The sequence below is a fragment of the Pseudomonas sp. TH08 genome, assembly GCF_016651275.1.
In the GTDB taxonomy this organism is placed as follows: domain Bacteria; phylum Pseudomonadota; class Gammaproteobacteria; order Pseudomonadales; family Pseudomonadaceae; genus Aquipseudomonas.
Genome location: NZ_JAEKEE010000002.1, coordinates 53,886 through 68,282, shown reverse-complemented (window position 1 = coordinate 68,282; position 14,397 = coordinate 53,886). Strand labels below are relative to the sequence as shown.

Genomic DNA, 14,397 nt, shown 5'->3' with positions numbered 1-14,397 from the left:
AGCAGATGAATTTCACCGGGCCAGTAAACCATGATGTTAATGTGACATCAATGCCTGAACATGGCATTTTTAACGGACTGCGTGTGGCCATCAAGAACCGCCATCCGCAGCCGATAACCTCCCATAGTGAATTCATCAGAACAAGCCCAGGAGTCATTGATGGCCGGCATTCTCGACACGGTAGACCAACGCACGCAACTGGTGGGTGAGAATCGCCTGGAAATTCTCATGTTCCGTCTGGCCGGACGGCAGTTGTTCGCGATCAACGTGTTCAAGGTTCAGGAAGTATTGCAGTTGCCGAAGTTGACGCTGATGCCTCAGCGTCACCCGTTTGTTTGCGGCGTGGTCAATCTGCGTGGACAGACGTTGCCGGTGATCGACCTGTCGCAGGCGATCGGCATGCGCCCGCTGGTGCCGGGTCCGAACAGCACTATCATCGTCACCGAGTACAACCGTTCGGTGCAGGCCTTCCTCGTCGGTGGTGTGGATCGCATCGTCAACATGAACTGGGAAGCCATTCTGCCGCCGCCGACCAGCGCTGGCCGTCAGCATTACCTGACCGCGATCAGCAAGGTCGACGACCAACTGGTGGAAATCATCGACGTCGAGAAAGTTCTCGCCGAAATCGTCCCGTACAACGCCAAAGTCTCGCGGGAAAAACTCGAAGACCCGGTGCTGGAACGTGCCCGTGGTCGTGAAGTGCTGCTGGTGGACGACTCCAACGTGGCGCTCTCGCAGTTGCGCGACACCCTCGGCCAACTCGGTGTGAAAATGCACATCGCCAGCGATGGCTTGAAGGCGCTGAACATGCTCAAGGCCTGGGCCGACACCGGCGTGAACATGACCGACAAGCTGCTGATGATCTTCACCGACGCTGAGATGCCGGAAATGGATGGCTACCGTCTGACCACCGAGATCCGTAACGACCCGCGCCTGCGCGGTTTGTACGTGGTGTTGCACACCTCGCTGTCGGGCAGTTTCAACGACTCGATGGTGAAGAAGGTCGGGTGCGACAACTTCCTCTCCAAATTCCAGCCGGACAAACTGGTCGACGTGGTGCGCCAGCGCCTGATGCTCGACGAAGTCCCGGCCTGATCACACCCCCTTTGTAGGAGTGAGCCCTGTGGCGAGGGGATTTATCCCCGATGCGCTACGGAATGTCCCTTTCTTGAAATCGAAAGAGGGGCTGCTCCGCAACCCATCGGGGATAAATCCCCTCGCCACAGGGCTCATCTTCTAATGGATTCATTCAGCCTTTGATTCGTGCATGAAGCTCGTATAGGGTGGCGTTTTTTACCCTCCAGGGAGCTGGCCATGCTGCGTCTGAGCGCGCTTTATCGTTACCCGTTGAAATCCGGCAAAGTCGATGTGCTGCAAAGCGTCGACCTCGACAAGCTGGGGCTTGATGGCGACCGACGCTGGATGCTCGTGGATGAAGCCAGTGGGCGCTTCCTGACCCAGCGTGCCGAGGCGAAGATGAGCCAGTTGTCGGCCTTGTGGAATGCGCAGGGCGGCTTGACCCTGAGCGCGCCGCAACAGTCCTCCATCGAGATAGCCTTGCCGGGCAACGACGCTGAACTGCGCGGCGTGACCATCTGGCGAGACACCCTGCGCGTGCCGGATGCCGGCGACGAGGCGGCCCGCTGGGTCAGCGACTTCATCGGCAAACCGACGCGACTGGTACAAGTGCCGCTGGATCGTGCCCGCACCACGCAAGCCGGTTATGGCAACGATGATGATCAGGTTGCGTTTGCCGATGGTTTTCCGTTGTTGTTGATCGGCGAAGCGTCGCTGCAGGACCTTGCGCAAAAGGTCGGGCGGCCCCTGGAAATGCTGCGTTTCCGACCGAATCTGGTGATCGAAGGCAGCGAAGCGTATGCCGAGGACCGCTGGAAGCGCATTCGCATTGGCGATGTCGAGTTCCGCGTGGTCAAACCGTGCTCGCGCTGCATCCTTACCACCATTGATCCGCAAACGGGCGAGCGCAGCACCGATCGCGAACCACTGGCGACCTTGCAGAAATACCGTGCCGAGGCCGATGGCGCGATGTTCGGCCAGAACCTGGTCAATGACGGTAATGGCCGACTCGAAGTCGGCATGCCGGTAGAAATCCTCGAGTAATCCGCCGCGGAAACAAAAAATGCCCGTGTCCTTGGACACGGGCATTTTTATTGGCGCTTTGGAAACCGTGGGTTTAGCCGCGGTACTCGCACAGGTAAGCGGTATCGACCGCGACTTTCAGTTGGAACTTGCTGTTGGCCGGGACGTTGAACTGGCTGCCGGCGGCGAAGGTTTCCCAGTCGCTGCTGTCCGGCAGTTTGACCGTCAGTGCGCCCGACACCACGTGCATGATTTCACGCTGGCTGGTGCCGAATTCGTATTCGCCCGGGGCCATGACGCCAATGGTCGCAGGACCTTCAGCAGTGCCAAAGGCGATCGACTTGACGGTGCCGTCGAAGTACTCGTTGACTTTAAACATGGGCGATTCCTCGAAAAGGGTTAAAAAGTGAGGCGGCCAGTATGCACAAGGCTTTTAGCGCCGTCACCTGCCCAGCCTCTGTCCGCCGAGTTCTCGAACTGACCCTAGAGTGGCAATACCAAGGGCAGTAGCCGTGCGGTATTGCGTGCATCTTCCAGGGCCCGATGCTGTTGACCGCTGAACTGCATGCCGGCCAGTTGCAGTGCACCGTTAAGCCCCAGCGGCCGTTCCAAGCGCCGGGCCTTGGCGAAACGTTGCTTGAGGTTCATGTGCGGCACGCGGCTCAACCCGCTGTCGATGTGCAGACGCTGCCATTCCTGCAACAACTGCTTGCGGTCGTAATCGCCCCAGCTGGCCCAGCCTTCCAGGCGCGCCTGATGCTGAGCGAGCCAGCGTTCAAATGCCGGCCAGACTTCGTTCAACGGCTGCGCTGCGTCGATGTTGGCTTGGGAGATGTGCGTGAGTTCGCGACAGAAGGGCGTGAGCAAGGGCCGCCGCGTCGGTTTCACGAAGCGCTGGAAGTGATCCTGCTCGCGCCCGGCACGATCGACCAGGGTGGCGCCGATCTCGATAATTTCCATCTCGGTGACCGGCCAGCCACCCTCATCGGTGGTGGCTTCCAGATCTATGACCAGCCAGTGGGGCATCGCAGGGTTCCTGATTTCCGCGTTCTGATTCTTCAGAGCGTAGTCAAACCCTGCGTTTGCGCCTGGCTGACTACTCGACCTGCAACAGAACCTGACGATTTTTTACCTGATCGCCGACCTTGACCTGCACCCGTTTGAGCACGCCATCGATGCCGGCCTTGAGCGGGTGCTCCATTTTCATTGCCTCCAGCACCACCAGCAATTGCCCTTTGCTGACCGGGCTGCCTTCGCTGACCAGTACGTCGACGATGGCGCCGTCCATGGGCGCCTTGAGCGTGCCGGAACTGACGCTGGTCTGACTGTCGATCACCGCGTGAGTTCGATTCTCCAGGCGCAGGCTGCCGGGATGGGTGAACAGCCAGAGTTGTTCGGCGTCGAGGCGATAGGCGTGGCGCTGGCGCAGGCCGTCGATTTCCAGGGTCAGCGAATGCGCGTCCTGGTCGATGAGTTGCAATTCGATGCTGCGCTCGGACACGTGCACCTTGAACGCGCCTGGCCCTGCAGCCAGCAGTTGCAGCGACCAGCTTTGCTCCTCCTGCCCAAGGCGATAGTGCAGCGGCACGCTGGCGTTGTTGCGCCAACCGCTGAGCGGCGCGCGGTGGCTGAGGGCGCTGGTTTGATAGAACAATACCGCGGCGATTGCCAGTGCCTCGGCGTCGGGGGCGTAGCGCTGCAGGCAGGGGTGATCGCTGAAGTGCTGCGCGATAAAAGCGGTACTGAATTCGCCGCTGACGAACTGCGGGTGTTGCAGCAGGCTGGCCAACAAGCGCTGATTGCTTTGCACGCCCAATAACACCGTGTCCTGTACTGCGCGCAACAGTTTGCGCCGCGCCTCTTCGCGGGTGGCGCCATAAGCGATCAATTTACCCAGCATCGGGTCGTAGAACGGGCTGATCGACTGGCCTTCGCGCAGGCCGTGATCAATGCGTGCGCCTTGCTGCAGCGCAGGCTCCCACGCCGTGATGCGACCGGTTTGCGGCAGAAAATCCTGCGCCGGGTCCTCAGCGTAAAGGCGAACTTCCATGGCATGGCCATTGAGCCGCACTTGATCCTGCGTCAGCGGCAACGCTTGCCCTTCGGCGACCAGTAATTGCCAGGCGACCAGGTCTTGCCCGGTGATCAGTTCGGTCACCGGGTGCTCGACTTGCAGGCGAGTGTTCATTTCCAGAAAGTAGAACTGCCCGCGTGCATCGAGCAGAAACTCCACAGTCCCGGCGCCGACATAACTGACGGCGCGCCCGGCCTTGAGCGCCGCTTCGCCCATGGCCTCGCGCAACGGCGGCGTCATCACCGGGCACGGCGCTTCTTCGATGACTTTCTGATGGCGACGCTGCACGGAGCAGTCGCGCTCGCCGAGGTAGATCAGGTTGCCGTGCTGATCGCCGAACAGCTGCACTTCGACGTGTCGCGGTTCGATCAATGCCTGTTCGAGGATCAGTTCGTCGCTGCCGAAACCGTTCAAAGCTTCCGAGCGCGCGGTGCGCAGCTGCGCCGGCAAATCAGCGGCATCGTGCACCAGACGCATGCCACGGCCGCCACCGCCGGCACTGGCCTTGATCATCAGCGGATAGCCGATGCGCTCGGCTTCGCGCAGCAGGGTGGCGTCGTCCTGTTCGGCGCCCTGGTAACCGGCGATGCATGGAACGCCGGCTTCGAGCATGGCGATTTTCGAGCGACGTTTGCTGCCCATCAATTCGATGGCTTCGACGCTGGGGCCGATGAAGGTCAGGCCAGCCTGTTCACAGGCACGGGCGAACTCGGCGTTCTCGGAAAGAAAACCGTAGCCGGGATGGATCGCGTCCGCGCCACTGCGGCGGGCGGCGTCGAGGATCGCCGTGATGTTCAGATAGGATTGCTGCACTGGGGACGGGCCGAGGTGTACGGCTTGATCGGCCATTTGCACGTGCAGCGCATCGGCATCGGCATCGGCGTCGCTGTAAACGGCGACGGTGCGGTAGCCCAAAGCCTGGGCGGTGCGCTGAATGCGGCAGGCGATTTCACCGCGGTTGGCGATCAGGATTTTGTGGATGGCGGGCATGGTCTTGTTCCTGAAATTGTGGCGGTGAATGTGTTGGCCTCTTCGCGAGCAGGCTCGCTCCCACATTTGGAATGCATTTCCTTGTGGGAGCGATCCTGCTCGCGAAGCTTTTAGGTGGCCCACCCGGGTTTTCGCTTTTGCACAAAGGCCAGTGTTCCCTCGATGCCTTCAGCACCGGTCACCGCTTCGCTGAACCATTGCGCCGCCTCATCCAGCAACTCACTCGACGGCTGCCCGGCACTGGCGAGCAGCAATTTCTTCGTCGCAGCATTCGCCTCCGGCGCACAACACAGCACATGCTGCAGCACTTCATCCAGACGCTCGGCCAGCGCCTGAGGATCCTCCTCGACAAAATGCACCAGGCCCAAACGCCGTGCTTGATGGCCATCGAAGCGTGCAGCCGTCAGGGCCAGTCGGCGCGTTTCAGTCAGACCTATACGTTGCACGACGAATGGCGCGATCTGCGCCGGGATCAGCCCCAGACTGGTTTCCGGCAAACCAAACTGCGCCTTGTGCTCGGCGATGGCGATATCGCTGACACAGGCCAGGCCGAAACCACCGCCCATGACTGCGCCTTGCAACAGGCAGATCAACACTTGCGGTGCGTGCTGGGCTTCTTCCAGCAAAGCACCGAACGCCCGGTTCAAGTCGCGGTAAGCATCTGCACCCTGACCGCGGGCGTTGGCCATGTCCTTGATGTCGCCACCCGCGCAAAAATGCCCGCCAGCACCACTGAGCACCAGCGCGCGAACAGCTCGATCATCAGCCACGGCCGCCAGCGTCGCGCGCAGCTCGGCGACCATCTGCAGGCTCATCGCATTGCGGCTTTCGGGGCGGTTGAGGGTGATGTGCAGCACGCCGCCATGCAGTTCCAGGAGCAGGGTCTGGCATTCGGGCAGTCGGCTCATTTCTTTTTCCCCGGCAAGATGCCCATCAGTTTGCAGATGATCCCCAGCATGATTTCGTCGGCGCCGCCGCCAATCGACACCAGCCGCACATCGCGATAGGCGCGAGCCACCGGGTTGTCCCACATGAAACCCATGCCGCCCCAATATTGCAGGCAGCTGTCGCTGACTTCGCGGCCCAGCCGCCCGGCCTTGAGCTTGGCCATCGAGGCCAGGCGCGTGACGTCCTGACCTTTGATGTACTGCTCGGTGGCTTGATAGACCAGCGCGCGCAGGCACTCGATTTCGGTCTGCAGTTCGGCGAGACGGAAGTGGATGACCTGATTGTCGATCAGCGCATTGCCAAAGGTCTTGCGCTCTTTGCAGTACTCGATGGTGCTGTCGACGCAGTATTCCAGGCCTTTGAGCATGTTCGCCGCACCGAACAGGCGTTCTTCCTGAAACTGCAGCATCTGCATCATGAACCCGGCGCCTTCATGGCCGATGCGGTTGCGCTGCGGCACGCGCACATTGTCGAAAAACACCTGGGCGGTTTCCGAGCTGCGCATACCGAGCTTGTCCAGGTGCGAACTGAGACTGATGCCCGGCGTGTTCATCGGCACCATGATCAGCGACTTGTTGATGTGCGGTTTGTCGTCCGAGGTGTTGGCCAGCAGGCAGATGAAGTCGGCGCTCGGCGAGTTGGTGATCCACATTTTGCTGCCGTCGATCACGTAGTCGTCGCCGTCCTTGCGCGCAGTGGTTTTCAGTCCGGCGACATCCGAACCAGCGCCGACTTCGGAGACGCCAATGCAGCCGACCTGCTCGCCGGTAATCGCCGGGCGCAAGAACTCTTCACGCAATTCATCGGAGCCGAAGCGGGCGAGGGCCGGGGTGCACATGTCGGTCTGCACGCCGATCGACATCGGAATGCCGCCGCAATGAATGGTGCCGAACTCTTCAGCGGCGACAATCGAATAGCTGTAATCAAGACCCATGCCGCCGAATTTTTCCGGTTTGGAAATGCCCAGCAAACCGAGGTCGCCGGCCTGGCGGAAAATCTCGTGGATGGGAAAGCGTCCGGCCTTTTCCCATTCATCGACGTGCGGGTTGATCTCGTGCTCGACGAACTGGCGGACGGTACGGCGCAGGGCTTCGTGTTCCGGGGTGAAGATCATTGTTATTGTTCTCCGAGAGGTCCGAGGCGGTCAGAACCGGCTGACGCCGAAGCTGTTGGGTTGCAGGTTGCGCATGTCCGCTTCTTGGCAAATATCCAGCAAGTAGCCGAGCAGCGTGCGCGTGTCGCGTGGATCGATCAGCCCGTCGTCCCACAAGTTTGCGCTGCCGTAGAGCGCGGTGGACTGGCCGTCGAGTTTCTGCGCGGTGACCTGCTCAAGCATGTCGAGCATTTTCGGGTCTGGCACCAGACCGTCCTTGAGTTGCTTGGCTTCGGTGACAATGCGCAAGACTTTGCCGGCCTGCGCGCCACCCATCACCGCCGTGCGGCTGTTCGGCCAGGCGAAGATGAAGCGCGGATCAAGACCGCGCCCGCACATCGCGTAGTTGCCGGCGCCGTATGAACCGCCGACGACGACGGTCAGTTTGGGCACCCGTGCATTGGCTACCGCTTGAATCAGTTTCGAGCCGTGTTTGATCACGCCTTGCTGTTCCGATTCGGTGCCGACCATGAAGCCTGTGGTGTTGTGGAAAAACAGCAGCGGCGTCTGGCTCTGGTCGCACAGTTGGATGAACTGCGCGGCTTTGCTGGCGCCGTTCGGTGTGATCGGGCCGTTGTTGCCGATGAAGCCGCAGGCGCGGCCCTGAATCTTCAACTGGCCGCAGATCGTTTGCTGATCGAACTCACCCTTGAATTCGAGAAAGCACGATTCATCGGCGATGCGCGCGATGATTTCGCGCACGTCATAGGGTTTTTTCGGATCGTCGGGGATCAACCCGAGCAGTTCTTCGACGGGGTAGAGCGGCTCTTTGTATTGCGGCTCGGGCAGCCACGGCAGTTGCTCGTTCCACGGCAGCATCCGCAGAATTTCACGCACCTGGCGCACGCCATCGGCATCGTTTTCAGCGAGGTATTCCGCCGTCCCGGCGACCTGCGCGTGCATCTCGGCGCCACCGAGTTCTTCATCAGTGGCGACTTCACCGGTGGCGGCTTTGAGCAGCGGCGGGCCGGCGAGAAACAGCTTGGCCTTGCCGCGCACCACCACCACGTAATCCGACAATCCCGGCTGATAGGCGCCGCCCGCCGTGGCTGAGCCGTGTACCACGGTGATCTGCGGCAGGCCCATCGCCGACATGCGCGCCTGATTGGCAAAACTGCGCGCGCCTTCGACGAAAATGTCTGCCGCGTAATTGAGGTTGGCGCCGCCGCTTTCGGCGAGGGTGATCACCGGCAGTTTGTTTTCCTGAGCGATCTGTTGCAGACGCAGGGATTTTTTCAAGCCACTCGGCGAGATGGTGCCGCCCTTGATCGCGCTGTTGTTGGCCACCACCATCGCGCGGATGCCGCAGACGTAACCGATGCCGGCGATCAACCCGCCACCGGCCGAACTGCCGTCCTTGTCGTCATGCAGTTTGTAACCGGCGAGGCTGGCCAGTTCGAGGAACGGCGCGCCGGGGTCGAGCAACAGGTTCAGGCGTTCGCGCGGCAGCAATTGTCCGCGTTTGTCGAATTTCCCTTTGGCTTCGGCGGCTTTGTTCAGCAGGTTCTGCTCGAGTTGCTCAACTTGCTCGATTGCCGCGAGCATCGCCGCACGGTTGCGTGCGAAGGCCTCGCTGTGCGGATCGAGCTGGGACTGGATCTGCGGCATGGCTTACTCCTTGTCCTTGAGGGCATCGGGACGAAGCACTTCTGGTAGATAGGCCCGGTGAAAACCATTGAACGACTCGCTGTGAGTCGCCTTGTGCAGCGGCCATGCTCGGCTGCCGAGGCTGGCCGCCCCGTCGATTTTCAACGTGCTGCCGCTGATAAACGCTGCTGCCGGGCTGAGCAGAAACACAATCGCCGCGCTGACTTCCGATTCAGTGCCGATGCGCTTGAGCGGTACATGCTCGCGCAGGGTCGGAATCACCGCTTTGAACGCACCTTCGTAAGTGTCCATGCCGCTGGAGGCGATCCAGCCTGGGGCGACGGCGTTGACCCGCACCCCGGCATATCCCCATTCAAACGCGGCGGTTTTGGTGAAGTTGTCCATGCCCGAACGCGCAGCACCGGAGTGGCCCATGCCGGGCATGCCGCCCCACATGTCGGCGAGCATGTTGACGATGTTGCCGCCGTGTTTGCTCATCGACTGATTGAACACTTCCCGGGCCATCAGAAAACCGCCGACCAGGTTGGTACGCAGCACGGTTTCGAAACCTTTCTGATTGATAGAGGCCAACGGCGACGGGTACTGGCCGCCAGCATTGTTGACCAACCCGTGAATCGGCCCGTGTTCGGTGATCAGCTCCCTGACAAGTTGTTTCACCGCCTCTTCGTCGCGGATGTCGCAGGCTTGCCAGTGTGCGCGGCCGCCGTCCTCGGCGATTTCCGTGGCGACTTTTTCGAGTTTTTCCGGTTTGCGCCCGACCAGCAGCACAGTGGCGCCGAGCGCTGCCAGTTCATGGGCGGTGCAACGGCCGATGCCGCTGCCGCCACCAGTGACGATAATGGTCTGGCCGCTGAACAGATCGGTGTGGAAAATCGACGCGTAAGCCATGCAAACCATCCTCTAGTCGAGTTGTTCGGCGATGCTCTGCGGCACCGGGATCTGGATTTCCAGCAGTTGCTGGGCGAAGGCCTTGCCTTGCGGGTCGATGCGCAGACTGGCCACGCCACCGCCGCCGAGGGCGTTTTCCAATAGAAAATTCAAACTGTGGGTGCCGGGCAGGTACCAGCGTTCGACTCGCCCGTGAATCGGGTCGAGGACGTGGCTCATCCAGTCGACGATCACCGCCGGCGTCAGTGCCTCGGCGATCCATGGCAGGTATTCGGGCTTGCGCGGCAGCACGCCGATGTTGCTGTGGTTGCCCTTGTCACCGGAGCGCGCCACAGCCAGTTTCACCAACGGCACACTGGCGTCGGCACGTCCTTGCGGTTTTGGTGGCGCCTGAGCAATCGGCAAATCTGCGCTGTCCAGAACAGCCAAAGCGGGCAGGGCACAAGGATGGCGCTCACCGGCCATATCGATCTGCAAGGTGCAGGCACTTTTATCAATCAGGAACGAAAACAGACGGATCAGCGGGTACACCGTTGGCCGGCCGCCAACGATGCCGGTCAATCCCGGCGCCATGCCGGTGGCGGCCTGGGCGATTTCCCTAGAGAACAGAATCAGCGCCTGTTTGTTCGCGTGACGCACGGCGAGTTTGATCACCACTTCGCGGCTGTCGCGGCGCTGGCCGTGGGGGCCGTAGGTGGCTTCGCTGCCGAGCAGTTCGATGTGCGTTTCGCTGTACGGCGCCCAGCCGCGCTGGCTGAACATTTCTGCGGTTTTGTCGATGATCGCCTGACTGACCCGGCGCGCCTTGTCCACCGCATCGATGCCAGCGATCAGGCAACTGGCGGTGCAGCGAAAACCGTCCGGCCAGGTGGCGCTGACCTTGTATTTATCGCTCGGTGGCAGGCCTTTGGCGCCGTGCACGTGTACCGCGTCCTTGCCTTGCTGCTGCAGTTTGACCTGACTGAAATCGCAGACCACGTCGGGCAGCAGATAGGCCTGTGGGTCGCCGATTTCATACAGCATCTGCTCACCCACGGTCAGCGGTGTGACCAGTCCGCCGGAGCCTTCGGGTTTGCTGACGATGAATTGGCTGTCGGCGCTGACTTCAACAATTGGAAAACCGATGTGCTCGTAGTCGGGCACGTCGCGCCAGTCAGTGAAGTTACCGCCGGTGCATTGTGCGCCGCATTCGATGATGTGCCCGGCCAGTGCGGCCTGGGCGAGTTTGTCGTAGTCGTGCCACGACCAGCCGAACTCATGCACCAGTGCGGCGCTGACCACGGCGCTGTCGACCACGCGGCCGGTGATGACGATATCGGCGCCCAGGCGCAGGGCTTCGACGATGCCCGGCGCGCCGAGGTAAGCGTTGGTCGACACGCACATCGGCGGCAGCGCGGCGCCGCTGAACATTTCAGTGATGCCTTGGCTGCTGAGTTGTTTGAACTGCGGTTGCAGGTCATCGCCGAGCAACACAGCGATTTTCAGCGCGATGCCAGCCTTGTCGCAGGCCGCTTGCAGGGCACTGGCACAGGCGTGTGGATTGATCCCGCCAGCGTTGCTGATAACGCGAATTTGCTGCTCGGCCAGTTGCGGCAGCAGCGGCGTCAGGACGTCGATAAAGTCGCCGGCAAACCCCGCCTGCGGGTCTTTCATGCGTGCGCCGGCCATGATCGACAGGGTGATCTCGGCCAGGTAATCGAACACCAGGTAATCCAGTTTGCCGCCGTTGACTAACTGCGCGGCGGCGGTTGATGTGTCTCCCCAGAATGCACTGGCGCAACCGATGCGAACGGTGGTTGGCATTTTTATCTCCGACTCAGGAACCTGCGACAGAAGTGCTTGGAGGCTACCAAGCAAGCGCTTGGTTTGTAAATGCCTAAAATTATCTTCTGCCCAAGCGCTTGCTTGGTCGCCGTCGGCGGCTTAAATTGCGCGCAACCCTGCGGTTTCAGGGGGCATCAGACTGATCGACTGTAGGAGAGAACGGGTGGACGAGCAAAAAGCCCTGAGGGTCATGCGCGAATTGGTCGACCAAGGCCAGTTGACCGACCCCGACAGCGCCCGCGGCAAACTGCTGCAAGTGGCGGCTCACCTGTTTCGCAACAAAGGCTATGAGCGCACCACCGTGCGTGATCTGGCCGGGGCGGTGGGGATTCAGTCGGGAAGCATTTTTCATCACTTCAAAAGCAAGGATGAAATCCTCCGCGCGGTGATGGAAGAAACCATCCGTTACAACACCGCTCTGATGCGTGCGGCGCTTGCCGATGCCAGCAGCGTGCGCGAGCGCGTGTTGGCGCTGATTCGCTGCGAATTGCAGTCGATCATGGGCGGCAGCGGTGAAGCCATGGCGGTACTGGTCTATGAATGGCGTTCATTGTCCGAGGACGGCCAGGCCAAAGTGCTGGCGTTGCGTGACGTCTACGAAGATATCTGGCTGCACGTGCTCGGCGAGGCCAAGGACGCCGGATTTATTCGCGGCGACGTATTTGTTACCCGACGTTTTCTCACTGGCGCACTGTCCTGGACCACCACCTGGTTCCGTGCCGGCGGCAGTTTGAGCCTTGATCAATTGGCGGACGAGGCCTTGATTCTGGTGCTCGAGGAGCGTTAAGGCGCTTTCTATCGGGGCGGGAAACTGGCTAACTGGGCGAAACCGCCTAGCTTGAATGCATTGATCGGTATTTTTTCGGGGAGTGGGGTGTTTTGAAGTCTTCGCCAATTCGGACAGCCGCGGGGCTTCTGCTCGCAGCGCTGGCTGCATTCTGGGTATTGCCGGCTCCGGCAGCGCAACTGGTCCGGGTCGGCGCGGCACATTTTCCGCCCTACACCATCCGCCCGGAAAACGGCGCCGACACCGGTCTGCTGCCGCAATTGGTCGAGGCGCTGAACCGTCTGCAAAGCGACTATCAGTTCGTGCTGGTGCCAACGTCGATTCCCCGGCGTTTTGGTGATTTCAAACAAGGCCGGATCGACATGGCGATCTTCGAGAACCCGGAGTGGGGCTGGCAAGACATGCCTCACAGCGATGTCGACATGGGCCTTGAAGACGCCGAGATTTTTGTCGCGCAACGTGAAGACGGTCGCCAACAGAACTACTTCGCCGACCTGTCGGGCAAACGCCTGGCGCTGTTCAGCGGTTATCACTACGAATTTGCCAGTTTCAACGCCGATCCCAAGTTCCTTGCGCAGAATTTCAACGCGACGCTGACCTATTCCCATGACAGCAATCTGTTGATGGTGCTGCGCGGGCGCGCCGATATTGCCTTGGTGACCCGTTCGTATCTGAGCGATTACCTGTTGCGTAACGAAAAGGTGCGTGGTGAGTTGCTGGTGTCCCAGCGTATTGATCAGATCTACCACCATTACGCGATTCTGCGCCCGACTGCGCCGATCACCGGTGAAGCGTTTGGCAAGCTGCTGCAAGGTCTGCGTGAGAATGGCGAGATGCTGAAAATCTTCGAGCCGTACAAGATAGCGGTAGTGCCGGTGCCTCGTCATTGAGGCACTGATTTCTCCTCGAAGCCTAAATTTCTCCTCTCGGCTCACGTCCCATCGTTGAACTGTCGACGATTATCGTGAGCCCGACCCATGTCCAATCTGAATGACCTGACTGCCCTGGCCTTGCCTTCGGGTAGCCAACTGATCGCTGATGCAACCGAAAGCCGTCTGAGCCTGAGCCTGGACGGGCAACCGCTGATTCGCCTGCGCCTGGATCGTGAAGCCAAAGGGCTGATCCAGATCGATGAGCGTTTTGCCTTGCCGCCGGGGCAGGCACTGTGGGCCGCCTGTTATTGGCTGTTCGCCCGCGATCCCGAGTGCCAGCAACTGACCTGGCAACTCGATCAGCGGCCGACCGAAGCGTTGCTCAGCGGTTTGTTGGTGAGGACCGAGGTGGCAGGCGAGTATCGCTGCGAGCGCACGCTGTTCTGGCAACTGCCGCAACCGTGGCTCGGCACCTCGCTGACCGGCAGTTATCCGCAGCAAATGGTCATTAGTCAGGGTAAGCGGCATCCGCTGCGGCCGGTGAAACCACGCGGTGAGGTGTACCGACGTTTCGATGCGCGTCTGGGCGCGTGGATATCGCTGCGCACGGTGGAAATCGAAGAGGATCTGCCGCGCTTCAATCGTTGGCAGAACAGCCCGCGCGTTGCCAGTTTCTGGCAGGAGGAGGGCAGTATCGAGAAACACCGCGAGTACCTGAGCAAACTCGACGCCGACCCGCACACGCTGACCTTGATCGGCTGTTTCGACGATCAGCCGTTTGCCTATTTCGAGGCTTATTGGGCCAAGGAAGATCGTATCGCGCCGTTCTACGATGCCGACAATTACGACCGTGGCATTCACATGCTGGTCGGTGAGGAAGATCACCGCGGCCCGCACAAGGTGGCGAGCTGGTTATCGGCGTTGGTGCATTACCTGTTTCTGGACGATCCGCGCACTCAGCGCGTCGTCGCCGAACCGCGTGCCGACAACGCGAAGATGATCGGTCACATGCAGAACCAGTGCTTCCATTGCGAGAAAGAATTCGACTTCCCGCACAAGCGTGCGGCGCTGATGATTCTGGGGCGCGAGCGGTTTTTTGATCGGTGCAAGCTGGCCTGAGATTGCTGTAAAGCAAAAGATCGCAGCCTGCGGC

13 protein-coding genes are annotated in these 14,397 nt (G+C 60.7%); 5 read left to right on the top strand and 8 right to left on the bottom strand.

From position 1 onward, the window contains the following. Positions 1–159: 159 nt before the first annotated feature. Together JFT91_RS09905 and JFT91_RS09900 are read left to right on the top strand one after the other, a co-directional pair. Positions 160–1,095 (top strand): chemotaxis protein CheV, encoded by a 936-nt coding sequence (locus JFT91_RS09905; RefSeq protein ID WP_007908676.1) that lies wholly within the window; start codon positions 160–162, stop codon positions 1,093–1,095. Positions 1,096–1,314: 219 nt separating this feature from the next. Next, positions 1,315–2,121: an MOSC domain-containing protein gene (locus tag JFT91_RS09900; protein ID WP_201232290.1), complete on the top strand. Its 807-nt coding sequence runs from the start codon at positions 1,315–1,317 to the stop codon at positions 2,119–2,121. Positions 2,122–2,194: 73 nt separating this feature from the next. Here the strand turns inward: JFT91_RS09900 and ppnP are convergent, their stop codons facing one another. The 8 genes from ppnP to JFT91_RS09860 form a co-directional block, all read right to left on the bottom strand. After that, a complete protein-coding gene (gene ppnP, locus JFT91_RS09895) occupies positions 2,195–2,479 on the bottom strand; it encodes a pyrimidine/purine nucleoside phosphorylase (RefSeq protein WP_007940055.1) in 285 nt (94 codons plus the stop codon). A gap of 104 nt (positions 2,480–2,583) precedes the next feature. Continuing rightward, positions 2,584–3,126, bottom strand: a complete 543-nt coding sequence (locus JFT91_RS09890; protein ID WP_201232289.1) for a 3'-5' exonuclease — start codon at positions 3,124–3,126, stop codon at positions 2,584–2,586. Between the two features lie 70 nt (positions 3,127–3,196). Continuing rightward, positions 3,197–5,164, bottom strand: coding sequence for an acetyl-CoA carboxylase biotin carboxylase subunit (locus JFT91_RS09885; RefSeq protein WP_201232288.1), 1,968 nt, complete (start codon positions 5,162–5,164; stop codon positions 3,197–3,199). A 110-nt stretch (positions 5,165–5,274) separates the two neighbouring features. Then, positions 5,275–6,072, bottom strand: a complete 798-nt coding sequence (locus JFT91_RS09880; RefSeq protein ID WP_201232287.1) for an enoyl-CoA hydratase/isomerase family protein — start codon at positions 6,070–6,072, stop codon at positions 5,275–5,277. After that, on the bottom strand, positions 6,069–7,226 hold the full coding sequence (gene atuD / locus JFT91_RS09875; RefSeq protein ID WP_201230777.1) for a citronellyl-CoA dehydrogenase: 1,158 nt from the start codon (positions 7,224–7,226) through the stop codon (positions 6,069–6,071). The genes JFT91_RS09880 and atuD overlap by 4 nt, the downstream gene beginning before the upstream one ends. Before the next feature lie 30 nt (positions 7,227–7,256). Continuing rightward, positions 7,257–8,873, bottom strand: a complete 1,617-nt coding sequence (gene atuC / locus JFT91_RS09870; RefSeq protein ID WP_201232286.1) for a geranyl-CoA carboxylase subunit beta — start codon at positions 8,871–8,873, stop codon at positions 7,257–7,259. A 3-nt stretch (positions 8,874–8,876) separates the two neighbouring features. Further along, on the bottom strand, positions 8,877–9,761 hold the full coding sequence (locus JFT91_RS09865; RefSeq protein ID WP_201232285.1) for an SDR family oxidoreductase: 885 nt from the start codon (positions 9,759–9,761) through the stop codon (positions 8,877–8,879). 12 nt (positions 9,762–9,773) lie between these two features. Then, entirely contained in the window at positions 9,774–11,564 is a 1,791-nt protein-coding gene (locus tag JFT91_RS09860) for an acyclic terpene utilization AtuA family protein (RefSeq protein WP_201232284.1), read from the bottom strand. Positions 11,565–11,748: 184 nt separating this feature from the next. On the opposite strand from JFT91_RS09860, the gene JFT91_RS09855 reads away from it, so the two are divergent. From JFT91_RS09855 to JFT91_RS09845, 3 genes are all read left to right on the top strand, one after another. After that, positions 11,749–12,372 carry a TetR-type transcription factor C-terminal domain-containing protein gene (locus tag JFT91_RS09855; protein ID WP_201230755.1) on the top strand — a complete coding sequence of 208 codons (624 nt, stop codon included), beginning with the start codon at positions 11,749–11,751 and terminating at the stop codon, positions 12,370–12,372. Between the two features lie 92 nt (positions 12,373–12,464). Then, complete coding sequence (locus JFT91_RS09850) at positions 12,465–13,262, top strand: substrate-binding periplasmic protein (protein WP_201230753.1); 798 nt, start codon at positions 12,465–12,467, stop codon at positions 13,260–13,262. 87 nt (positions 13,263–13,349) lie between these two features. Then, complete coding sequence (locus JFT91_RS09845; RefSeq protein ID WP_201232283.1) at positions 13,350–14,363, top strand: GNAT family N-acetyltransferase; 1,014 nt, start codon at positions 13,350–13,352, stop codon at positions 14,361–14,363. The last annotated feature ends 34 nt before the right edge of the window (positions 14,364–14,397 follow it).

Bases quoted from the DNA above. Each gene is read 5' to 3' on its own strand.
- ppnP (WP_007940055.1), bottom strand. From the start codon at position 2,479: ATGTTTAAAGTCAACGAGTACTTCGACGGCACCGTCAAGTCGATCGCC.
- JFT91_RS09885 (WP_201232288.1), bottom strand. From the start codon at position 5,164: ATGCCCGCCATCCACAAAATCCTGATCGCCAACCGCGGTGAAATCGCC.
- JFT91_RS09890 (WP_201232289.1), bottom strand. From the start codon at position 3,126: ATGCCCCACTGGCTGGTCATAGATCTGGAAGCCACCACCGATGAGGGT.
- JFT91_RS09880 (WP_201232287.1), bottom strand. From the start codon at position 6,072: ATGAGCCGACTGCCCGAATGCCAGACCCTGCTCCTGGAACTGCATGGC.
- JFT91_RS09905 (WP_007908676.1), top strand. From the start codon at position 160: ATGGCCGGCATTCTCGACACGGTAGACCAACGCACGCAACTGGTGGGT.
- JFT91_RS09900 (WP_201232290.1), top strand. From the start codon at position 1,315: ATGCTGCGTCTGAGCGCGCTTTATCGTTACCCGTTGAAATCCGGCAAA.
- JFT91_RS09865 (WP_201232285.1), bottom strand. From the start codon at position 9,761: ATGGCTTACGCGTCGATTTTCCACACCGATCTGTTCAGCGGCCAGACC.
- JFT91_RS09845 (WP_201232283.1), top strand. From the start codon at position 13,350: ATGTCCAATCTGAATGACCTGACTGCCCTGGCCTTGCCTTCGGGTAGC.
- atuC (WP_201232286.1), bottom strand. From the start codon at position 8,873: ATGCCGCAGATCCAGTCCCAGCTCGATCCGCACAGCGAGGCCTTCGCA.
- atuD (WP_201230777.1), bottom strand. From the start codon at position 7,226: ATGATCTTCACCCCGGAACACGAAGCCCTGCGCCGTACCGTCCGCCAG.
- JFT91_RS09860 (WP_201232284.1), bottom strand. From the start codon at position 11,564: ATGCCAACCACCGTTCGCATCGGTTGCGCCAGTGCATTCTGGGGAGAC.